Origin of the sequence: Variovorax raffinosi (assembly GCF_051216615.1) — a bacterium.
GTDB lineage: Bacteria > Pseudomonadota > Gammaproteobacteria > Burkholderiales > Burkholderiaceae_C > Variovorax.
Window position 1 is genome coordinate 136236 of sequence record NZ_JBPJZR010000001.1, and the last position, 22458, is coordinate 158693.

Annotated in this window: 19 protein-coding genes; 6 read left to right on the forward strand and 13 right to left on the reverse strand. The window is 64.9% G+C overall.

What is annotated here, in order from left to right; genetic code table 11:
• Window positions 1–2 precede the first annotated feature (2 nt).
• From ACSFB7_RS00625 to ACSFB7_RS00680, 12 genes are all read right to left on the reverse strand, one after another.
• Window positions 3–1178, reverse strand: a complete 1176-nt coding sequence (locus ACSFB7_RS00625; protein WP_435466086.1) for an acetyl-CoA C-acyltransferase — start codon at window positions 1176–1178, stop codon at window positions 3–5.
• 40 nt (window positions 1179–1218) lie between these two features.
• Window positions 1219–2694 (reverse strand): M20 family peptidase, encoded by a 1476-nt coding sequence (locus tag ACSFB7_RS00630; protein WP_435466088.1) that lies wholly within the window; start codon window positions 2692–2694, stop codon window positions 1219–1221.
• Window positions 2695–2725: 31 nt separating this feature from the next.
• Window positions 2726–4831 (reverse strand): 3-hydroxyacyl-CoA dehydrogenase NAD-binding domain-containing protein, encoded by a 2106-nt coding sequence (locus ACSFB7_RS00635; RefSeq protein WP_435466090.1) that lies wholly within the window; start codon window positions 4829–4831, stop codon window positions 2726–2728.
• Between the two features lie 149 nt (window positions 4832–4980).
• Window positions 4981–5676, reverse strand: coding sequence for an ABC transporter ATP-binding protein (locus tag ACSFB7_RS00640; RefSeq protein WP_435466092.1), 696 nt, complete (start codon window positions 5674–5676; stop codon window positions 4981–4983).
• 1 nt (window position 5677) lies between these two features.
• Window positions 5678–6448 (reverse strand): ABC transporter ATP-binding protein, encoded by a 771-nt coding sequence (locus ACSFB7_RS00645; RefSeq protein ID WP_435466094.1) that lies wholly within the window; start codon window positions 6446–6448, stop codon window positions 5678–5680.
• On the reverse strand, window positions 6445–7785 hold the full coding sequence (locus ACSFB7_RS00650; RefSeq protein WP_435466096.1) for a branched-chain amino acid ABC transporter permease: 1341 nt from the start codon (window positions 7783–7785) through the stop codon (window positions 6445–6447). The genes ACSFB7_RS00645 and ACSFB7_RS00650 overlap by 4 nt, the downstream gene beginning before the upstream one ends.
• 4 nt (window positions 7786–7789) lie before the next feature.
• A complete protein-coding gene (locus tag ACSFB7_RS00655; protein ID WP_435466098.1) occupies window positions 7790–8743 on the reverse strand; it encodes a branched-chain amino acid ABC transporter permease in 954 nt (317 codons plus the stop codon).
• Between the two features lie 80 nt (window positions 8744–8823).
• Window positions 8824–10053 carry a branched-chain amino acid ABC transporter substrate-binding protein gene (locus ACSFB7_RS00660; protein ID WP_435466100.1) on the reverse strand — a complete coding sequence of 410 codons (1230 nt, stop codon included), beginning with the start codon at window positions 10051–10053 and terminating at the stop codon, window positions 8824–8826.
• 199 nt (window positions 10054–10252) lie between these two features.
• Window positions 10253–11482 (reverse strand): branched-chain amino acid ABC transporter substrate-binding protein, encoded by a 1230-nt coding sequence (locus tag ACSFB7_RS00665; RefSeq protein WP_435466102.1) that lies wholly within the window; start codon window positions 11480–11482, stop codon window positions 10253–10255.
• A gap of 141 nt (window positions 11483–11623) precedes the next feature.
• Window positions 11624–13267: a 3-(methylthio)propionyl-CoA ligase gene (locus tag ACSFB7_RS00670; protein ID WP_435466104.1), complete on the reverse strand. Its 1644-nt coding sequence runs from the start codon at window positions 13265–13267 to the stop codon at window positions 11624–11626.
• Between the two features lie 113 nt (window positions 13268–13380).
• Window positions 13381–15258 carry a CocE/NonD family hydrolase gene (locus ACSFB7_RS00675; protein ID WP_435466106.1) on the reverse strand — a complete coding sequence of 626 codons (1878 nt, stop codon included), beginning with the start codon at window positions 15256–15258 and terminating at the stop codon, window positions 13381–13383.
• Window positions 15259–15316: 58 nt separating this feature from the next.
• A complete protein-coding gene (locus ACSFB7_RS00680; RefSeq protein WP_435466108.1) occupies window positions 15317–17140 on the reverse strand; it encodes a carboxylesterase/lipase family protein in 1824 nt (607 codons plus the stop codon).
• A gap of 191 nt (window positions 17141–17331) precedes the next feature.
• Between ACSFB7_RS00680 and ACSFB7_RS00685 the strand changes: the two genes are divergently transcribed.
• The 6 genes from ACSFB7_RS00685 (at window position 17332) to ACSFB7_RS00710 (ending at window position 22079) form a co-directional block, all read left to right on the forward strand.
• Window positions 17332–18393 (forward strand): AraC family transcriptional regulator, encoded by a 1062-nt coding sequence (locus tag ACSFB7_RS00685; protein WP_435466110.1) that lies wholly within the window; start codon window positions 17332–17334, stop codon window positions 18391–18393.
• Between the two features lie 46 nt (window positions 18394–18439).
• Complete coding sequence (locus ACSFB7_RS00690; RefSeq protein WP_435466112.1) at window positions 18440–19918, forward strand: protein adenylyltransferase SelO; 1479 nt, start codon at window positions 18440–18442, stop codon at window positions 19916–19918.
• A complete protein-coding gene (gene msrB, locus ACSFB7_RS00695) occupies window positions 19915–20325 on the forward strand; it encodes a peptide-methionine (R)-S-oxide reductase MsrB (protein ID WP_435466114.1) in 411 nt (136 codons plus the stop codon). Before ACSFB7_RS00690 ends, msrB begins: the two co-directional genes overlap by 4 nt.
• Window positions 20322–20864, forward strand: coding sequence for a septation protein A (locus ACSFB7_RS00700; protein ID WP_435466115.1), 543 nt, complete (start codon window positions 20322–20324; stop codon window positions 20862–20864). The genes msrB and ACSFB7_RS00700 overlap by 4 nt, the downstream gene beginning before the upstream one ends.
• 5 nt (window positions 20865–20869) lie before the next feature.
• Window positions 20870–21145, forward strand: coding sequence for a BolA family protein (locus tag ACSFB7_RS00705; RefSeq protein WP_435468034.1), 276 nt, complete (start codon window positions 20870–20872; stop codon window positions 21143–21145).
• Between the two features lie 148 nt (window positions 21146–21293).
• Window positions 21294–22079 (forward strand): peptidylprolyl isomerase, encoded by a 786-nt coding sequence (locus ACSFB7_RS00710; protein ID WP_435466117.1) that lies wholly within the window; start codon window positions 21294–21296, stop codon window positions 22077–22079.
• Between the two features lie 64 nt (window positions 22080–22143).
• Here ACSFB7_RS00710 and ACSFB7_RS00715 read toward each other — a convergent pair whose 3' ends face one another.
• Window positions 22144–22455: a hypothetical protein gene (locus ACSFB7_RS00715; protein ID WP_435466119.1), complete on the reverse strand. Its 312-nt coding sequence runs from the start codon at window positions 22453–22455 to the stop codon at window positions 22144–22146.
• Between the last annotated feature and the right edge of the window lie 3 nt (window positions 22456–22458).

Below are 22458 nucleotides of genomic sequence, written 5' to 3' on the forward strand. Positions count from 1 at the left end.
GGTTACAAGACCTCGAAGACGCCTGCAGCGCCCATGCCGCCGCCGATGCACATCGTGACCAGCACCTTCTTGGCGCCACGGCGCTTGCCTTCGATGAGCGCGTGGCCCGTCAGGCGCTGGCCGCTCACGCCGTAGGGGTGGCCCACGGCGATGGCGCCGCCGTCCACGTTCAGGCGGTCGGCCGGAATGCCGAGCTTGTCGCGGCAGTAGATCACCTGCACGGCGAAGGCTTCGTTCAGTTCCCACAGGTCGATGTCGTTGACCGTGAGGCCCAGGCGCTTGAGCACCTTGGGAATCGCGAAGACCGGGCCGATGCCCATTTCATCGGGCTCACAACCGGCCACGGCAAAGCCGAGGAAACGGCCGATGGGCTTCAGGCCCTTTTGCTGTGCGTACTTCTCGTCGACCAGCACGCAGGCGCCGCCGCCGTCCGAGAACTGGCTGGCATTGCCGGCCGAGATCAGGCCGCCAGGAATGGCCGAACGGATGCCGCTGATGCCTTCCTTGGTGGTGCCGGCGCGGATGCCTTCATCGTTCTCGATGGTGACTTCCTTGGTGCGCAGGCCCATCACCGGGTCGGCCACGCCGGCCAGCACGGTGATCGGTGCGATTTCTTCCTTGAAGCGGCCGGCTTCCAGCGCGGCGGTGGCCTTCTGCTGGCTGGCTGCGCCGTATTCGTCCATGGCGTCGCGGCCGATGTTGTAGCGCTTGGCGACCTGCTCGGCCGTCTGCAGCATGTTCCAGTAGATCTCGGGCTTGTGCTTCACGAGCCAGGGGTCGGCCAGCATGTGCTTGTTGGCTTCGTTCTGCACGCACGAGATGCTCTCGACGCCGCCGGCCACGTACACCTCGCCTTCGCCCGCGATGATGCGTTGCGCGGCGGTGGCGATGGTCTGCAGGCCCGAAGAGCAGAAGCGGTTGATGGTCATGCCCGAGGTGGTGACCGGGCAGCCGGCGCGCAGCGCGATCTGGCGTGCGATGTTGGAGCCGGTGGCGCCTTCGGGTGTGGCGCAACCCATGATGACGTCATCGACCGCAGCGGCTTCGATGCCGGCGCGCGAGATGGCATGCTGAACGGCGTGGCCGCCGAGCGTGGCGCCGTGCGTCATGTTGAAGGCACCCTTCCAGCTCTTCGCGAGCGGCGTGCGGGCGGTGGAAACAATGACGGCGCTGGTCATGGTGAGGTCCTTTGAAGATGGAAGGGAAAGAAGGTTGTCGTCATGGCGCCGGAGCAGCGTTGGTGTTGCTCAGGAGCTGGTGATAGAAGCCGATCATCTCGCCGTAGTTGGAGACGGCCAGGCGTTCGTTGTTGCCGTGGAAGCGCGCGAGGTCTTCGCCCTTCACCCGGAACGGCGAGAAGCGGAAGACGGCGTCGCTGACAAGGCTGAAGTGGCGCGAGTCGGTGGCTGCCGTCATGAGGCCGGGGGCCACGACGGCATCGGGGAAAGTCTGGCGCACAGCCTGCTGGATCGCGCGGTAGCCGGTGCTGTCGGTCGAGGACACGGGCGACGGCTCTGCATTGCCGGGGTACTGCTTGATCTTGATGTCGTCGTTGGCCAATGCCTTGCGCAGATGCGCCTCGACGCTCGCGATGGTGTCGCCCGGCAGGATGCGGAAGTTGACGGCGGCCTCGGCACGGCCAGGCAGCACGTTGTCCTTGTTGCCGGCGCGCACGATGGTCAGCGCGGTGGTCGTGCGCAGCATGGCGTTGCTGCTCGGGCTCTTTTCGAGCTGGCCGCGCACCAGCGGCTCGGTGAGCCACAGGTTGGACAGCATCACGCGGTTGACGCCGCTCATCTCGGGCGCCAGCGCGCCGAACATCTGGCCGGCCACACCGCTGATGCCACCGGGCATCGGGCTGGCTTCGAGCCGCGCCAGCGCCGCGCTCATGCTGCCGATGGCGCTGTGCTGCGGCGGCATCGACGAATGGCCGGGGGCGGTGTCGAGCGACAGGAAGAAAGTGCCGTAGCCTTTTTCGGCCAGACCGATGAGCGCTGCAGGCTTGGAGAGGCCGGGCAGCACGCCGTCGAGCACCAGCAGGCCTTCGTCGAGCACCCAGTCCAGGCGCACGTTGCGCGACTTGAGCAGCTCGGCGATCGGCAGCGCACCGCGCAGGCCGCTCACTTCTTCGTCGTCGCCCATCACGAGGTAGACAGTCTGCTTCGGCTTGAAGCCGCTGCCGATGAGAAGCTCGATGGCTTCCATCTGCGCGAAGAGATTGCTCTTGTTGTCGAGCGTGCCACGGCCCCAGATGAAGCCGTCCTTGATCTCGCCGCCGAAGGGGTCGACCGTCCACGCCTTCTCGGTGCCGGGAGCGATGGGCACCATGTCCTGGTGCGCCATCAGCGCGATCGGCTTGGCGTTCGGGTCGGTGCCGGTCCACGTATAGAGCAGCGCCTTGCTGCCCACCACTTCCCGCTTCAGGGTGGCGTGGACCTTGGGGAACTGCTGTTCGAGGTAGGCATGCAGCTTGTCGAACTCGGCCGCGTTGGCGGCCGGGTCGTCCATGCCCGACACCGTGCGGAACGTGATCGCGGTGGACAGCCGCTTGGCGGCTGCCTGCAGGTCGATGTCCAGCTTGGGTGCGGGCGCCACCGCCAGTTGCTGCGATGGCGTGGTCCAGGTCTTGACCGCCACGGCGGCCACCAGCAAGACGATTGCCAGCAGCAGCCCGAGAAAAATGCGTTTCAACATTGGCGGTCGGTGTCCTGTCTTTGCGTTGCTATCAGGCGAACTGCTTGCCTTCGGCGACCAGCTTCTGGATCAGCGTTGCGGGCTGCCAGAACTCGGCGTCGTCGCGCGGGTTCTTGGCAAAACGCTTCATCGACTCGGCCACGTTGTACAGGCCGACTTGCGATGCGTAGTGCATCGGGCCGCCGCGCCAGATCGGGAAGCCGTAGCCGGTGAGGTACACCATGTCGATGTCGCCGGACTTCGAGGCAATGCCGTCTTCGAGGATGTGCGCGCCTTCGTTGACCAGTGCGTACACCAGGCGTTGCACGATTTCCTCGTCGGAAATCTTGCGCGGCGTGATGCCCAGCTCCTTGCGGTGGTCTTCGATCATCTTGTTGACGAGTTCCGACGGGATCGCATCGCGCTTGCCGGCCTGGTAGTCGTACCATCCTGCCCCGGTCTTCTGGCCGAAGCGGCCCAGTTCGCAGAGCTTGTCTGCGGTGCGGCTGTACTTCATGTCGGCGCGTTCGGTGGCGCGGCGCTTGCGAATGGCCCAGCCAATGTCGTTGCCGGCCAGGTCGCCCATGCGGAACGGGCCCATGGCAAAGCCGAACTTCTCGATGGCCTTGTCGACCTGCTGCGGCAGCGCGCCTTCGTCCAGCAGGAAGCCAGCCTGCCGCGAGTACTGCTCGATCATGCGGTTGCCGATGAAGCCGTCGCACACGCCCGAGACCACCGAGGTCTTCTTGATCTTCTTGCCGACGGCCATGACCGTGGCGAGCACGTCCTTGGCGGTGGCCTTGCCGCGCACCACTTCAAGCAGCTTCATCACGTTGGCCGGGCTGAAGAAGTGCATGCCGACCACGTCCTGCGGACGCTCGGTGAACGATGCGATCTTGTCGACGTCCAGCGTCGAGGTGTTCGAGGCCAGGATCGCGCCCTTCTTGGCGACGCGGTCGAGTTCCTTGAAGACCTTTTCCTTGACGCCGATTTCTTCGAAAACGGCTTCGATGATCAGGTCGGCATCTTTCAGGTCGTCGTAGCTCAGCGTGGTGCTCAAGAGCGCCATGCGTTGCTCGTACTTGTCCTGCTTGAGCTTGCCCTTCTTGACCTGGGCTTCGTAGTTCTTCTTGATGGTGGCCACGCCGCGGTCGAGCGCGTCCTGCTTCATCTCGAGAATCTTCACGGGAACGCCCGCGTTCAGGAAGTTCATCGAGATGCCGCCGCCCATGGTGCCGGCGCCGATCACGCCCACGGCCTTGATCTCGCGCTTGGGCGTGTCTTCGGGCACGTCGGGAATCTTGCTCGCGGCGCGCTCGGCCATGAACAGGTGGCGCAGCGACAGCGATTCGGGCGTGAACATCAGCGCGGTGAAGAGCCGCCGTTCTTCGGCCATGCCGTCGTCGAACTTCGTCTTGGTTGCGGCTTGCACGGCGTCGATGCACTTGAGCGGTGCCGGGTAGTTCTTCGACATGCCGCCGACCATGTTCTTGGTGAACTGGAAGTAGGCGTCGCCTTGCGGATGCTTGCACGGCAGGTTGCGCACCAGCGGCAGCGCATCACCGGTCTTGCCGGCCACGCTCTTGGCGAAGGCCACGGCTTCTTCGAACACAGATTCGGGCGAAGCGGCCAGCTTGTCGAACAGCTTCTGGCCGGGCAGGCTGGCCAGCACTTCGGAGCGCACGGCCTCGCCGCTGACGATCATGTTCAGTGCGGTTTCCACGCCGAGCACGCGCGGCAGGCGCTGCGTGCCGCCGGCGCCGGGCAGCAGGCCCAGCTTGACTTCGGGCAGTGCCACGGCGGTGCCGGGTGCGGCCACGCGGTAGTGGCAGCCCAGTGCCAGTTCGAGGCCGCCGCCCATGCACACCGAGTGGATGGCAGCGACGATGGGCTTGGGCGAGGCTTCGAGCGCGAGGATCACGCTGAGCAGGTTGGGCTCTTGCAGCGCCTTGGGCGTGCCGAATTCCTTGATGTCCGCGCCGCCCGAGAACGCCTTGCCGGCGCCGGTGATGACGATGGCCTTGACGGCGTCGTCGGCATTGGCCTTGGCCAGGCCATCGGTGATGCCGATGCGGGTCGAGAAACCGAGACCGTTGACCGGAGGGTTGGTCAGTGTGATCACGGCGACATCGCCGAGCACTTTGTATTCAGCCGTCATGCTGCGTTCCTTGGTGTGTGAAGAAAAAGAAGAAAAAGCACGAGTGTTCTTTTTCGGGGGATTCTAGGCGTTTGTGGCGACGCAACAATGGCACGCAGTCGCTGTCGAGACAAGAGGGAATCCGGGGCATGGCCCGGATTCCATGGGTATCAAACCTCCAACCACTCTTTGCGGGTGGTGGCGTCGGCGCGCAGGCTGTCGGGCGTGCCGTCGAACACGATGCTGCCGTGGCCCATGACGAGCGCGCGGTCGGAGATCTGCATGGCAATGGTCAGCTTCTGCTCGATCAGCAGCACCGAGATGCCCTTGTCCTTGAGCGTGCGCAGGTACTGCCCCACCAGTTCGACGATCTTGGGCGCAAGGCCTTCGGTCGGCTCGTCGATGATGATGAGATCGGGGTCGCCCATCAGCGTGCGGCACAGCGTCAGCATCTGCTGCTCGCCGCCCGAGAGCACGCCGGCCTCGGTGTGCTGGCGCTCCTTCAGGCGCGGGAACATGGCGTACATGTCGTCGAACTGCCAGCGGCTTGCCTTGCCATTGCCCTTCTGCCCCAGCAGCAGGTTCTGGTGCACCGTGAGCTTGGGGAAGATGTCGCGGTTCTCGGGCACGTAGCCTATGCCGAAATGCGCGATCTCGTAGGCCTTGCGGCGCAGGATGTCCTGGCCCTTCCAGTGCAGTCCGCCCTCGGCATGCACCAGGCCCATGATGGCCTTGGCGGTGGTCGAGCGGCCCGAGCCGTTGCGGCCCAGCAGCGCGACGATCTCGCCCGGGTTCACGTCGAAGGAAACGCCATGCAGCACATGGCTCTTGCCGTAGTAGGCGTGGATGTCTTGAAGCTTCAGCATGTCAGTGTCCCGCTCCCTGCGCATCGGCAACCGAGGAGCCCAGGTAGGCCTCCTGCACGCGCGCATTGGCACGCACGGCCGCGGGCGTGTCGAAGGCGATGACCTCGCCATACACCACGACCGCAATCTTGTCGGCCAGGCCGAAGACCACGCCCATGTCGTGCTCCACCGTCAGCAGGGTCTTGCCCGTCGTGACGTGCTTGATGAGCGAGATGAAGTGCGAAGTCTCGGTCTTGCTCATGCCGGCCGTGGGCTCGTCCAGCAGGATCACGCCGGCACCGCCCGCGATGGTCACGCCGATCTCCAGCGCGCGCTGCTCGGCATACGTGAGGTTGACCGCATGCACGTCGCGCTTGCGCTCCAGCCCGATCTGGCGAACCAGCTCTTCGGTGCGCGCATTGGCGTCATCGAGGTTCGAGAGAAAGCGCAGGAAGGTGTACTTGTAGCTCAGGCTCCACAGCACGCCGCAGCGCAGGTTCTCGAAAACGGTGAGCTTCGGAAAGATGTTGGTGATCTGGAAGCTGCGCGACAGGCCCAGCCGGTTGATCTCGTACGGCTTCATGCCGTCGATGCGCTGGCCGTTGAGCAGCACCTCGCCGCTGGTGGGCGCCAGGCGCCCGCTGATCAGGTTGAACAGCGTGGACTTGCCCGCACCGTTCGGCCCGATGATGGCGATGCGCTCGCCCGACTTCACCGCCAGGTCGACACCACGAATGATGTCGGTCTTGCCGAAGCTCTTTCGCAGGCCCTTGAGTTCGAGTGAATAGCTCATGCCGTCTCCCGCCGCTTGATCTCGGCTTCAATTTCTTCTTGTGCGTGGCCCCACACCCGCGCGAAGCGGCGGCGTACGACCTCGAAGATGCCCAGGCCCACCACCAGCAATGCACCGGCAACGATCCAGCTCGTGGCCGACGCGGTGTCCAGCGTGAGGCCCGCGAACGGCACCGTCGAGCCGAGCGCTGCATTGAGCTGCATGTGATAGATCATCTCGACGATGGCCGCCGCGCCTGCCAGCATGATGGCCGCGCCGACGAACAGGCCCACGTAGAGCAGGTAGAAGCGCTTGATCTTGCCGAACAGCGCCACGCGCACGTTCATCATGATCAGGCTGGCCACGCCGCCGGGCGCGAACATCACCATCAGCAGGAACACCAGGCCCACGTACAGCAGCCAGGCCTTGCTCAGTTCGGACAGCAGCACCAGCGCGAACACCAGCAGCGCCGCGCCGATGATCGGCCCGAAGAAGAAGGTGGCGCCGCCCAGGAAGGTGAACAGCAGGTAGCTGCCCGAGCGCAGCCCGTTCAGGCTGTCGGCCGCGTTCACGATCTCGAAGTTGATCGCCGCCAGCCCGCCGCCGATGCCCGCGAAGAAGCCCGCGATGATGAAGGCGAAGTAGCGCACGCGCTGCGTGTTGTAGCCGATGAACTCCACGCGCTCCGGGTTGTCGCGCACCGCGTTCAGCATGCGTCCGAGCGGCGTGCCGGTGAAGGCGAACATCAGCCCGGTGCAGATGAAGCAGTACACGGCGATCAGGTAATACACCTGGTTCTGCGGCCCGAAGTTGATGCCGAAGAACGACGCGCCGTACACGCGGTTGCTGGTGATGCCGCCTTCGCCGCCGAAGAAGCTGGGGAACATCAGCGCCATCGCGGCCACCAGCTCGCCAAGGCCCAGCGTGATCATCGCGAAGGTGGTGCCCGACTTCTTGGTCGACACGTAGCCGAACACCACGGCGAAGAACATGCCGCCCAGGCCGCCCACGAGCGGGATCAGCACCAGCGGAATCGGCAGGCTGCCCTTGCTCGCGATGTTCATCGCATGGATGGCGACGAACGAGCCGAGCCCGACATACACCGCATGCCCGAAGCTGAGCATGCCGCCCTGCCCCAGCAGGATGTTGTAGCTCAGGCAGATGATGATGAGGTAGCCGATCTGCGAGAGCATGGTCAGCGCCAGGCTGCTCGTGAAGAGCATCGGCGCGACGATCAGCAGCACGGCGAACAGCGACCAGATCAGGATGCGGCCGATGTTCAGCGGCTTGAAGCGGTAGTACCGCACAGGCGTCGCTGCAGGTGTCGACGAAGGTGTCGTTGTGGTTGCGGTGGTCATGGCGTCAGTCCTCCCGAGTTCCGAGAAGACCCTTGGGCCTGAAGATGAGGATCAGCACCAGGAACAGGTACGGAAGAATGGGCGCCACCTGCGAGATCGTCAGCTTGAGCAGCTCGTAGCCGAAGGTCTGGTCGGTCACGGCCACGCCGATGGCCTGCAGGCCGGTCGCGAGCGACTGGTCCATGGCCACGGCAAAGGTCTGCACCACGCCGATGATCAGCGACGACAGGAAGGCACCGGCCAGCGAGCCCATGCCGCCGACCACCACCACCACGAAGATGATGGAGCCGACCGAACCCGCCATGGCCGGCTCGGTGACGTAGGTGTTGCCGCCGACCACGCCCGCCAGGCCGGCGAGCGCGGCACCGCCGCCGAACACCAGCATGAACACGCGCGGCACGTTGTGGCCCAGCGCTTCGACCATGTCGGGGTGCTTGAGCGCCGCCTGGATGACCAGCCCGATGCGCGTGCGCGTGAGCAGCAGCCACACCGAGATCAGCATCAGCACCGCCACCAGCATGATGAACGAGCGCGACTTGGGGAACTGCGTGCCGTACAGCGTGAACAGCGGGCCCTGCAGTGCCGTCGGCAGGCCGTATGGCACCGTGGAGCGGCCCCACACGAGCTGCACGATTTCAAGGATCAGGTACGAAAGGCCGAAGGTCACCAGCAGCTCGGGCACGTGGCCGAACTTGTGGACGCGGCGCAGGCAATAGCGCTCGAAGGCCGCTCCCAGGACGAACACCAGCAGCGGCGCCAGGAACAGCGCCGGCCAGAAGCCCAGGATGCCCGACAGCGTGTAGGCGAAGTAGGCGCCCAGCATGTAAAAGCTGGCGTGCGCGAAATTGAGCACGCCCATCATGCTGAAGATCAGCGTGAGGCCAGAACTCAGCATGAACAACAGCAAGCCGTAGCTGACGCCGTTGAGCAGCGAGATGACGAAGAATTCGACGTTCATCGGTCTTTCGTGTCGGTTGAAAAAAGAAAAAGGCCCGAGTGTTGAAGTCGGGCCTCGACCGCGTTAGCGTGCTGCCGGACTCAGGGCCGCTTCATCTGGCACGTGGTGGGCGTGCTGGCCACGTAGGCGTCGTAGTACTTCACCGGCGCCAGCGTGTAGCCGGTGTTTTCCGGGCTGTACGGGTACTTGGCGCTGGCCTTCTCCCAACGCGCGATGTACAGGCCCTGCTGCAGCTGGTGGTCAGCCTTGCGCAGTTCGACGTCGCCGTTGAAGCTCTTGAACTTCATGCCTTCGAGCGCAGCGGTCACCTTGACCACGTCGGTCGACTTGGTCTTGACGAAGGCTTCGGTCAGGGCCTGGAACACGGTGTAGGCATCGGTCGTGTAGATGTCGTCGTTGAACTTCTTCTTGAAGTCCTCGGCGTACTTCTGCATCTCGCCGCCCATGTTGTAGTGGGCATAGCCGACCTGGAACACCTTGCCGTCGGACGCTGCGCCCATGGCGGTCGGCGTGCCGCTGGTCACGGCGTAGTAGGTATAGAACTTGACGTTCAGGCCCGAGTCGTTCGCGGCCTTGATCAGAAGCGCGAGGTCGGAGCCCCAGTTGCCGGTGATCACGGTGTCGGCGCCCGAGGCCTTGATCTTTGCGATGTAGGGCGAGAAGTCGCGCACCTGTGCGAGCGGATGCAGGTCGTCGCCGACGATCTGCACGTCGGGGCGCTTGTGCTTCAGGTCTTCCTTGGCGTACTTGGAGACCTGCTGGCCGTGCGCGTAGTTCTGGCCAATGATGTAGACCTTCTTGATGTCCGGCTGGTCCTTCATGTAGGTGGTCAGCGCTTCCATCTTCATCGACGTGTCGGCGTCGAAGCGGTATTGCCAGTAGCTGCACTTGGCGTTGGTCAGCTCGGGGTCGACCGCGGCGTAGTTCAGGTACAGCGCTTCCTTGCCCGGATTGCGTGCGTTGTTCTTTTCGAGCGCGTCGATGATCGCCAGCGCCGGGCCGGAGCCGTTGCCCTGCACGATGTAGCGCGCGCCCTGGTCCATGGCCGAGCGCAGTGCGCTGGTGGTTTCCTGCGGGCTGAGCTTGTTGTCGATCGCGATGATCTCGAACTTCACGCCGGCCGCATTCTTCTTGTTGAATTCTTCGGCAAAGAACTGGAAGGTCTTGAGCTGGTTCGTTCCCACCGCGGCCATCAGGCCCGACAGCGGGTCGATCCATGCGACCTTGACGGTTTCACCCTTCTGGGCGAGAGCGCCAGTGGCACTTGCCGCGAGGACGGCTGCGGTAACGATCTTCAGAGCGAACTTCAATCTATATCTCCTGGTCAAACCGATTCAAAAGGCCTCACGAGAGTACAAGTGTTCGCAGCCCCTCCCCTCAGGGAATGCCCGTAAGGGAGGCGCCGCGAAGGCCCGTTTCTATCGCGCAGGCGACACCGCATTTCTCCAAATTGCTACCCGCTGGTAGATAGCTTCTACCGCTGGGTAGGAAATGCGTTCACAAAGACGCCTAGGGGCGCTTCATCTGGCAGGTCGTGGGCGTGCTCGCCACATACGACTCGTAATACTTCACGGGGACATTGGTGTAGCCGGTGTTCTCGGCGTCGTAGGGGTACTTGGCGCTGGCTTTTTCCCAGCGCGAGATGTACAGGCCCTGCTGCAACTGGTGGTCTGCCTTGCGCATCTCGACCTCGCCGTTGAAGCTCTTGATCTTCATGCCCTCCAGGGCGGCCGCAACCTTGACCGGATCGGTCGACTTGGTCTGGGCAAAGGCGGCGTCGAGCAGCGCGAACACGTGATAGATCGACGACTGCGTCAGGTCGTCGTTCATCTTCTTCTTGTAGCCGTTGAGCAGCCGCTGGATTTCGCCGCCCATGTTGTAGTGGGCATAGGCCACGGTGTAGACCTTGCCGTCGGACGTGGCGCCCATGGCCGTGGGCGTGCCCGCGCCCGGCGCGTAGTACGTCAGAAACTTGACGTTCAGGCCCGAGTCATTCGCGGCCTTGATGAGCAGCGACAGGTCGGAGCCCCAGTTGCCGGTGATCACGGTGTCGGCACCCGAGGCCTTGATCTTGGCGATGTAGGGCGAGAAGTCGCGCACCTGGGCCAGCGGATGCAGGTCTTCGCCGACGATCTGGATGTCGGGGCGCTTGACCTTCAGGTCTTCCTTGGCGAACTTGGCCACCTGCACGCCGTGGGCATAGTTCTGGCCCAGGATGTAGACCTTCTTGATGTCGGGCTGGTCCTTCATCCAGGTGGTCAGCGCCTCCATCTTCATGGAGGTGTCGGCGTCGACCCGGAAGTGCCAGTAGCTGCACTTGCTGTTGGTCAGGTCGGGGTCGACCGCCGCGTAGTTCATGTACAGCAACTCCTTGCCGGGGTTGCGCGAGTTGTTCTTCTCGATGGCGTCGATGATCGCGAGCGCCGGGCCGGAGCCGTTGCCCTGCATGATGTAGCGCGCGCCCTGGTCCTGCGCGGAGCGCAGCGCGGCGGTGGTTTCCTGCGGGCTGAGCTTGTTGTCGAGCGCGAGGATCTCGAACTTCACGCCCGACAGGTTCTTCTTGTTGAACTCTTCAGCAAGGAATTGCGTGGTCTTGAGCTGGTTGGTGCCCACCGCGGCCATCAGGCCCGACAGCGGATCGAGCCAAGCGATCTTGACCGTCTCGCCCTTTTGGGCGAATGCAGCCGTGACGCTGACCAACATTGCACAGGCAGCTACTGACTTGATAGCAAATTGCATGAAGAGTCTCCTGGGTGAAAGGCGGGATGCCAGCGTACAAGCGCCCTTTTTTTCGCCGCACAGGGATTGCCCGGAAGGAAGGCCGCCAAGGCGGCCTTGCTATCACGTGCGCGACAGTGCGGGTGGGCTTGGCCTGTGTCTTCAGAGGGTCGGCAGCTTGTAGTCCTTGAGCAGTTCGCGAAGGCGGGTCTTCAAGATCTTTCCGGTGGCGCCCAGCGGAATGGCTTCGACGAACACCACGTCGTCGGGGATCTGCCACTTGGCGGTCTTGCCTTCGTAGAACTTCAGCAGCTCTTCGCGCGTGACTTCGGCACCGGGCTTCTTCACGACCGCGATGATCGGGCGCTCGTCCCACTTGGGATGGAACACGCCGATGCAGGCGGCCATGGCCACCGCCGGGTGCGCGACCGCGATGTTCTCGATCTCGATGGAGCTGATCCATTCGCCGCCGGACTTGATCACGTCCTTGCTGCGGTCGGTGATCTGCAGGTAGCCGTCGGCGTCGATGGTGGCGACGTCGCCGGTCGGGAACCAGCCGCGGCCCTGCGCATCGGCAATGAGCGGGTTGCCGCCCTCGCCCTTGAAGTATTCCTTCACGACCCACGGGCCCTTGACCAGCAGGTCGCCGTAGGCCTTGCCGTCCCAGGGCAACTCGTTGCCGTCGCCATCGACGATCTTCATGTCGACGCCGAAGATCGCCCGGCCCTGCTTCATGCGGATCTGCAGTTGCGCATCGGCCGGCAGCGACAGGTGCTTGTTCTTGAGCGTGCAGAGCGTGCCCAGCGGGCTCATCTCGGTCATGCCCCAGGCGTGCAGCACCTCGACGTTGAACTTCTCCTGGAACGCCGTGATCATGGCCGGCGGGCAGGCCGAGCCACCGATGACGGTGCGGTTCAGCTTGCTGAACTTCAGGCCGTTGGTCTGCATGTGGCCCAGCATCATCTGCCACACGGTGGGCACGCCGGCCGCGAAGGTCACGCCTTCGGACTCGATCAGCTCGTACACCGACTTGCCGTCGAGCGACGGACCCGGAAACACCAGCTTGCAGCCCACCAGCGCGGCCGAGTACGGAATGCCCCAGGCGTTGACGTGGAACATCGGCACCACCGGCAGCACCGAGTCTTGCGCCGAGATGCGCATGACGTCGGGCAGCGCGGCGGCGTAGGCGTGCAGCATGGTCGAGCGATGGCTGTACAGCGCGGCCTTCGGGTTGCCCGTGGTGCCGCTCGTGTAGCACATGCTCGAGGCCGAGTTCTCGTCGAAGGTGGGCCAGTCGTAGTCGCTCGACTGCTGGCCGAGCCAGGCTTCATAGCTCACGAGGTTGGGCACGCCGCTGTCGGCGGGCAGCTTGTCTGCATCGCACAGCGCCACCCATTTGCGGATCATCGGGCAGCGCGCATGCACCGCCTGCACCAGCGGCAGGAAGCTCAGGTCGAAGCACAGGATCTGGTCTTCGGCGTGGTTGGCGATCCATGCGATCTGGTCGGGATGCAGGCGCGGGTTGATGGTGTGCAGCACGCGGCCGCTGCCGCTCACGCCGTAGTACAGCTCCAGGTGGCGATAGCCGTTCCAGGCCAGCGTGGCCACGCGGTCGCTGAACAGCAACTGCTCGCCGTCCAGCGCGTTGGCCACCTGCCGGGCACGCGATGCGATACCGCTCCATGTCGTGCGGTGGATATCGCCTTCGACCCGGCGCGAGACGATCTCGCCGTCGCCGTTGTGGCGCTCGACGAACTCGATCAGCGACGAGATCAAAAGCGGTTGGTCTTGCATCAAACCCAGCATCTACAGACTCCTATGTGAAATGACTTCTTGAAACTTGCTAACAACGGATTCACGCAAGCTTCGGCCACTTGCACAATGACACAAACCCGCACTGCATGATTGAACGGAGCGGCTCAAGTCGGTGCACGCGGACCGGTACCCGCGGGCACCGCGCCAACGGCCGGGCGGCACGGCTGGCGGATCGTCTTGCCGCAGCTCGGCAGCTCCTTCGCATGGGCATACGGGATGTGGCCCAGCACGATGCTCGAAGCGTGCGTGGCGTCGTGCCACACCTTGTTGGTCGATGCGGCGGTGTTGTTGCCGAAGATCCAGAACCCGGTCTGCGAAGGGGTATCGACGGTCACGCGGATGCTGGAGCCGGCGCGGAACACGTGGGCGAACTTCTGGATCTCGATGCGCACCTGGTTGGGCAGGGCCGCATCCAGCGGCGCTTCGGTGGCCTGGGTGAAGGCGCCGAAGGGACGCAGCACCGACGAACGGGCACCGTCCAGCGCACGCTTGGAGGCACGCAGCCAGCCGCGCTGCACGAACATCTCCTGGCCGTCCGGGCGCACCTCGGACACGGTGACCTGCAGGTCGGTGTCGACGGCGGTGGCGTTGATCCACAGGTCGGCCGAGCCTTCACCGTAGAAACTCAGGTCTTCCGGCAGAGCGGCCGTGGTGAAGGTGAGCTGGCCGTCCTTTTCGGAATCGGCCACGGCCTGCCAGCCTTCGGCGGCGGGGTTGTTCACGACCGGGCTCTTCACCGGGTAGCGGTAGGTCGAAGAATCGGAGGCCAGCGTCGGCTTGGCATCGGCAAGCGCACCACCCGGCTGCATCCACAGCCGCATCGGCGTGACCTTGACCGGCAGGCGGTCGAACTCGGCCACGCCCATCGGCTTGATCTTCGCCGCGCCATTGATGGCCTTCTGGTCGGTCTGCTGCATTTCCTGCAGCAGGCGCACATGCGGCTCTTTCTCGAAGCCGTTGTCCTCGCCCTTCACGAAATGGGCCAGGAAGCGCTTGAGCGTGCCGTCGATGTAGTCGGAGGTGACGTTGGTGTGGTGGTCGCCGTTGGAGCTGATGAGCCACATCTTCTCGGGCGCCATCGTGTCCTCGTAGTAGCCCGAGCGCGGGCCGATCTGCTCGTCCTGCCACGACTGGGTGCCCAGCGCGGGGATGTCGATCTTGCCGGTCTCGTAGAACGCGCTGCGCTTGACGTACAGGCCGTCGGCGTAGGGGTTCTCCAGCCACTTGGTCAGGTCCAGGTCGGGCCGCTTGATCTTCTCGATGTTGTCGGCCACCGTCTTGGCGCACTCGGTGTCGCCGTCGAGCTTGGCCGCGGCCGCGGCGGCCTTGTTCCAGGTGGACGGGAAGCCGCCCCACCACTGCGCGGGAAAGCCGATGTTCTTGATGCCGCCGGGGTAGCCCACATCGCGGTACGGGTCGGTCACGTTCTTGCTGGGCGTGATGGCCAGCAGGCCCTTGGGCCGGTGCGCCGCCACCCACAACTGGTTGTAGCCCGAGTACGAGTAGCCGATCATGCCGATCCGACCGTTCGACCACGCCTGCTTGCCGGCCCATTCGATGGCGAAGGCGCCGGCCGCGCCGGTGCTGGCGTCGAAGACCTGGTCTTCACCGGTCGAGCAGCCGGTGCCCGGCACGTTGAGGCCCATGACCGCATAGCCTTCGGCCAACCAGGGCTGGCCGACGTTCGGGGCCGAGCCCGAGCTGTAGCCGTCGTACTCCACCAGCAGCGGAAAGCTGCCGGTGGCGCTGGGCAGCAGCAGCGAATAGCGCATCTTGTTGCCGTCGGGCAGCGTGATGTAGCCCCACTTGCGCACCGGGCCCTTGTCGGTCGGGGCCTCGGGCATGGTGACCGGCGGCGTGGCGGCCGGCGGGAAGAACGCGAACCCGCCATGCGAGCCGCCGCCGCATGCGGCGACGCCGGCCGCAACGGCCACGAGGGAGGCGGCAAGGCGCCAGCGGTTTTGAAGTCTGAAAGTCGTCATTTGGTTGTCTCCGTTGTTGTTTTGCAGTCATGCGCGGCCCAGGCGCGGTTTCGGTGGTTCAGGGCGTCGTCGTGATCCTTGTTTCGGTGAGCGTGGCGTCGTAGCGCAGCGTGGCTGGCCAGGGTGCCCAGGTGGTGCCGAGTTCGGGCGTGTTCGGATCGCCCTTGCGCATGAAGGCGCCGATGCTGGCCATCATGGCGTTCGACAGCGCCACGCGGCCCGGCTTGTTGGCGGTGCTGTTGACCACGCTGGAGAACAGCGACGGCCCGAAGTTGCCGAACATGAAGCCCAGGTCAAAGGCGTGCGCGGCGCCGTACACGTCGTTCCACGGCGCGGGCTCCTGCGCCCAGTCGAAGCGGTAGTGCCAGACGCTGTTCGGCTGCTGCAGCTTCAGCGTGTCGAGCAGGTTCACGCGGCTGGGGTCGCCCAGCAGTTGCGTGATGAGCGCGGTCTTCGCGTTGAAGCCGGTGCCGGGCGCCGTGATCGGCAGATACGACGAATCGATGATGTCGGCCACCGTCAACGGCGTGGGCTCGTCGGGCTTGAAGCTCATCATCATCGAGAAGCGCGCGGCGTCGCTGATGGCGTGGCCCGGCTTGGAGCCCGGCGGCAGGCTCGCAAGCAACGGCGCGAAGAGCTTGCCCTCGTCCCGCGTGAAGCCCAGCAGCAATGGCACCTTGTTGTAGTTGCCCGCGCCGATCTCGTGGATGGGGTCGGCCGGCAGCACCTTGCCATCGGGAATCGGCCCGGCGCTGTTCAGGCCCGCGGCCAGGACGTTGGCCAGCAGCTTGTTCGCGTCCTGCCCGCGCAGGTAGGCGGCAATCTGCGCCGGCGGCTGCGCGGCGATGTAGCTCGCGGCGGTGGCGTTCGACGCCTTGCCGTCGACCACCACCAGCGTCTTCAAAATGTTCTGGCCCTGCGTGAGCGCGGTCGATTCGGGGCTGAGCGTGGGCAGCCCGGCGGTGAGATTGCTCTGCAGCGACAGCCCGGCGCTGATCGGCAGCGCCTTGTGAAACAGGCCCTTGGCCATCGGCGACGCGAGCAGCGCCAGCACGTTGGTGCCGCCGGCCGACTGGCCCGACAGCGTGACGTTGCCGGGGTCGCCGCCGAACACCGCGATGTTCTTCTGGATGTAGCGCAGCGCCGCCATGTTGTCGAGCATGGTGAAGTTGCCCGAATCGTCACCCGCCGTGCTGCCGGTGCGCAGTTGCGGTATGGCCAGGTAGCCCAGGATGCCGACGCGGTAGTTGGCCGTGACGACAACCGCGTTGGTGGTCTTCGCAAGCTTGGCGCCGTCGTACACCGGGTCGGCCGTGTAGCCCGAGATATTGCTGCCGCCATACAGGAACAGCAGAACCGGCAGGTTCTTGTCGGTGCTGGCGGGGCGCCAGATGTTGAGCGTCAGGCAGTCTTCGCTGCCGACCGGCGTGTTCAGCGTGGTGCCGATGGTCGCGTCGTAGGTGTTGTTGGTACCAGGGCCGTAGATGCGGCCCATCTGCAGGCAAGCGTTGCCGAACTTGTCGGCCTTGCGCGTGTCGCTCCACGCCACGGGCTCGACCGGCGCACGCCAGCGCAGATCGCCCACAGGCGCCTGCGCAAAAGGAACACCCTTCCAGAAATAGCTGCCGGAATTGGCGCTGTCATCGACGCCTTCGATCTTGCCGGCCGCGGTCTGGCGAACCATGGGGCCGTCCGCGGGTGGTGCAGGCGGCGGTGGTGCGACGGCTGCTGGCGGCGGCAGGGGAATGAAGCCCGAACCCGAAGACCCGCCACCGCAGGCCGACAGCGCCACGCAGGCGGTCACGGCCATGGCGATCGCGGCCGCCTTCGTCGTTCTTGCACTTGCCGGACCCTGGCTTTCCGTTGTCTCTGTGCTGTTCATTTTTTTGTCTCCACACCGGGTTAATCGGAATGTCTGCATCGGTGCCCGGCGCCCATACTCCGGCCCGCCGAACCGACAAAAATTCTAGAAACCGGCACCCCATTCCCCGCTATCACAAACGAGCCAAAGCAATGACTTCAGGAGCACAAATCCCCCGCCACATGCGCCGTCCGCAGCGCCGAGGGGTCTGCATGCCACAGCCGGAGCTGCGCACCAGCTCCGCCGACTGGCTGGAGGGTGTGCTCGGAATGTTCGAGGCCGAGGGGCTGGACGTGCCCGCGCTGCTGCGCGATGCGGGGTTCGATCCGGAGTCGCTGCACCAGCAGAACGCGCGCTTTCCGGTCGACGAGATCACGATGCTCTGGCAGCTCGCCGTGTCGCGCGTCGGCAAGCCCACGCTGGGCCTGAGCCGCGAACTCGCCTCGACCTACAGCAAGCTGGGCACCGTGGGCCATGCAATGGCCTGCGCCCCCGACCTGAAGACCAGCCTGGGCAGCCTCACGCGCTACATGGCCGTGATCTCGGACGCCACCACCTTCTCGATGAGCGACGATCCGCGCGGCAACTGGATGTCGCTGGAGCACAGCGGCGGCAGCCTGCCAATTCCGCGCCAGCGCGTCGAGTACGCACTGCTGACCCTGTTCACCTTCGCCTGCTGGGCCGCGCGGCGCGACCTGCAGCCGCTGATGGTGGAGTTCGTCTACCCCGCCCCGGCCGACGACCGCCTGCACCGAGAAGCCTTCGGCTGCGACATCCGCTTCAACTGCAGCGCCAACCGCCTGCTGCTCTCGACCGCCGACATGACGATGCACCTGTCGACGCACCACCCGGTGCTGGCCGAGATGCACCTGCACCTGCTCGAAGACCAGTTGAGCCTGCTCGGCCAGACCACCACCAGCAGCCTGGTGTGCGCCGAGATCGCTCGCCGCCTGCAGCAAGGCGAGCCGCGCCGGCAGGACGTGGCGGCAGGCCTGGGCATTGCCGAGCGCACCTTGCAGCGGCGGCTGCAGGAAGAGTCGGTGTCGTTCCAGTCGCTGCTCGACCGCACCCGCCGCGAACTGGCGCAGCAGTACCTGGCCGAGCAGCGCCACACGCTGACCGACGTGGCCGACCTGCTGGGCTTTGTCGACACCAGCAATTTCTTTCGCGCCTGCAAGCGCTGGTTCGGGCTGCCGCCGGCGCAATACCGGGCGCGGCTGTGGCAAGGCGGGCCGATCGGCACATTGCTGCCCGCCGGCGCGCTGCTGAACTGAAGGCCCGGCCGGCAAGGGGTTTCGTGCTCTGCCGGACAATCCGGCCATGAGCCTGCTTGCTGAAGACACCGACGTCGCGGACCTGGGATTGCGCTGGAAACCCGGCTTTTCGACCCTCGGCCCCGCGTTTTTCACCGAACTGCGACCAACACCGCTGCCCGACCCGTACTGGGTGTGCCGCAGCGAAGCCGTTGCGCGCGAACTCGGCCTGCCGACCGACTGGCATTCCGACAGCACGCTGTCGGCACTGACGGGCAGCACGCCGATTGCCGGCACACAACCCTTTGCCACGGTCTACAGCGGCCATCAGTTCGGCGTGTGGGCCGGCCAGTTGGGCGACGGCCGCGCGATCATGATCGGCGAGACCGAAGCCGGCCTCGAAGTGCAATTGAAGGGCGCGGGCCGCACGCCCTATTCGCGCGGCGGCGATGGCCGCGCGGTGCTGCGATCCAGCATCCGCGAATTCCTCTGCAGCGAGGCCATGCACGGCCTGGGCATTCCGACCACCCGCGCGCTCTGCGTGACCGGCTCCGACGCCCGCGTGCGCCGCGAAGAACTGGAAAGCGCCGCCGTGGTCACCCGCGTGGCACCCAGCTTCATCCGCTTCGGCCACTTCGAGCACTTTGCAGCCAACCAGCGCGAAGACGAGTTGCGCGCGCTGGCCGACTACGTCATCGACCGCTACTACCCGGCCTGCCGCACGACCGACCGCTTCGACGGCAACGCCTATGCGGCCTTTCTCGAAGCCGTGAGCGAGCGCACCGCCGCCCTGCTTGCGCAATGGCAGGCCGTGGGCTTTTGCCACGGGGTGATGAACACCGACAACATGAGCATCCTCGGGCTCACCATCGACTACGGGCCGTTCCAGTTTCTCGACGGTTTCGATCCGCGCCACATCTGCAACCACAGCGACACCAGCGGGCGCTACGCCTTCAACCAGCAGCCCAACGTGGCGTACTGGAACCTGTTCTGCCTGGCGCAGGCGCTGCTGCCGCTGATCGGCGAGCAGGAAGTCGCAGTGGCCGCGCTGGAGTCGTACAAGACCGTGTTCCCCACCGAGTTCGAGGCCCGCATGCGCGCCAAGCTCGGCCTGGCCGATTCGGCCGAAGGCGACCGCGCGCTGGTCGAAGGCGTGCTCAAGCTGCTGGCGGCGGGCAAGGTCGACTACACGATCTTCTGGCGCCGGCTCTCGCACTACATGGCCGACGGCAATGTCGAGCCGGTGCGCGACCTGTTCCTCGACCGCGACGGCTTCGACGCGTGGCTGCTATTGTTTTCAGAGCGCCATGCGCAAGGTGCACACTCGCAAGCGGCCGATTTGATGCTCAAATCCAACCCCAAATTCGTGCTGCGGAACCACCTCGGCCAGCAAGCCATCGAAGCAAGTCAGCAAAAAGACAACTCGGGTGTGGCAGTCTTGCTGGCTCTGCTCGAAGCCCCATTTGAAGAACACCCCGGCGCCGACGCGTATGCCGGCTTCCCGCCCGACTGGGCGTCCACGATTGAAATCAGCTGCTCATCATGACCAACCCCGTTGAAAAGACCGAAGCCGAATGGAAAGCCCTGCTCGCTGAAAAAGGCGCCGAACCCGCGGCCTTCGAGGTCACGCGCCATGCGGCCACCGAGCGCCCCTTCACCGGCAAGTACGAAGCGCACTGGGACGACGGCACTTATCACTGCGTGTGCTGCGGCGCCAAGCTGTTCGAGTCGGGCACCAAGTTCGACGCAGGCTGCGGCTGGCCCAGCTTCTCCGAAGAAGCCGTGCCCGGCGCCATCCGCAACATCGTCGACCGCTCGCACGGCATGGTGCGCACCGAGAACGTCTGCGCGAACTGCGGCGCCCACCTGGGCCATGTGTTCCCCGACGGCCCGACCGAAACCGGCCTGCGCTACTGCATGAACTCGGCCTCGCTCGACTTCCAGAAAAAATGAAACTGCTCCTCGACTTCTTCCCTATCCTGCTTTTCTTCGGCGCCTACAAGCTCGGCGACATCTACACCGCCACCGGTGTGCTGATGGCCGCCACCGTGGTGCAGATGGCGATCATCTACGCCATGGAACGCAAGCTGCAGGCGATGCAGAAGGCCACGCTGGTGCTGATCCTGCTGTTCGGCACGCTCACGCTGGTGCTGCACGACGACCGCTTCATCAAGTGGAAGCCGACGGTGCTGTACGGCGCCATGGCGATCGCGCTGGCGGTGGCGCTGTGGGCGCTGAAGAAGAACTTCCTGAAGATGCTGCTGGGCCAGCAGCTGGAGCTGCCCGAGCGCATCTGGGGCCGGCTGAACGTGGCGTGGATCGGCTACTGCCTCTTCATGGCGCTCATCAACGGCTACGTGGCGGCCTACTTCACCACCGAGGCCTGGGTCAACTTCAAGCTCTGGGGCTATGTGTTCCCCATCGTCTTCCTGGTGGCGCAGGGCCTGTACATTGCGCCGCACCTCAAGGGCGACGACAAGCCAGCGGCATGAGCAGCATGAGCACCGCAGCACTGTTGCCCACGGCGGCCGACCTTGAAGCCGCGTTGCGCGAAGCACTCGCGCCCACCACGCTCGAAGTGATCGACGAGAGCGGCGCCCACGCCGGCCATGCGGGTGCCAATGCGCAAGGCCGCGGCACCCATTTCCGGGTGCGCATCGCCTCCCCGCTGTTCGCCGGAAAGCCCCGCGTGGCGCGGCATCGGCTTGTGTATGATGCCCTCCAAGTTTTTATCGCACAGGGTCTGCACGCCATCGCCATCGAGGTGCTCTGAGTCGTCCATGGGTCGCACGCCGCTCGCAAGTCGTGTTTGCAGCGACAGTCCGGCCACCCTTCTCCTCCCCCATTTCGTCCCCATCCCTGCTTTCTTTCACGCGCCTTTTCCTACAAGCGCATTTCCTTCCCAGCTCGATATTCATTCCATGAAAAAACAAATCTTGCAGGCCGTTGCGGCCGCAGTGCTGCTCGGCGCCATCCCCATGGCGGCTCTGGCGCAGAACGCCGCCATCGTCAACGGCAAGCCGGTGCCCAAGGCCCGCATGGATGTGCTGGCACAGCAGCTCGCCGCTGCCGGCCGTCCGGTGACGCCTGAAATGCAAGGCCAGCTGCGCGAGGAAATCGTGGCACGTGAAGTGTTCATGCAGGAAGCGCAAAAGCAGGGCCTGGACGCCAGCGACGACTACAAGAACCAGCTCGAACTCGCACGCCAGGCCATCCTGATCCGCGCCCTGTTCGACAACTACCGCAAGACCAACCCGGTCTCGGACGCCGACGTGAAGGCCGAGTACGACAAGTTCGTCGCGGCCAACGGCGGCAAGGAATACAAGGCCCGCCACATCCTGGTCGAAACCGAAGACCAGGCCAAGAAGATCATGGCCGACCTGAAGAAGGGTGCCAAGTTCGAAGACATCGCCAAGAAGCAGAGCAAGGACCCGGGATCGGGCGCCAACGGCGGCGACCTCGACTGGGCCAACCCCGCGAGCTTCGTGCCCGAGTTCTCGGAAGCCATGATCAAGCTCAAGAAGGGCGAGACCACCCCGGCGCCGATCAAGACCCAGTTCGGCTGGCACATCATCCGCGTCGACGACATCCGCCAGGCCCAACTGCCGAAGCTGGAAGAAGTGAAGCCGCAGATCACGCAGCAACTGCAACAGCAACGCCTGCAGAAGTACCAGGAAGAACTGCGCGCGAAGGCCAAGGTCGAGTAATTCGACTCAGGCAAAAGAAAAGCGACCCTCGGGTCGCTTTTTTATTGCCTCGTCATCCGCGAAATCAGATGGCCCAGGTGCCGAAGTTGTCGCCCGGCCCGTCCAGCTTCGAGAAGGCCTGCCAGGCTGCCGCCGCATCGGCGCCCTGCGCCGCGCGCGCGATGGCATCGAGCGTGGCGTAGATCTTCTTCGACGCGCCGAAGTGCGATGCGTTGATCGCTTCGAGCTTCGGCAGCAGGCTCTGCAGGATCTGGTGCCGGGCCATCGCGCCGGCCGAGTCGTCGCTGAGCCAGGCCGACAACTGCCGGCGCATCTCGTCTTCCACGCGCGCCGCGGCCAGCGTGCTCTGGCTCTTCGGATGGTCGAGGTCGAGCACGGC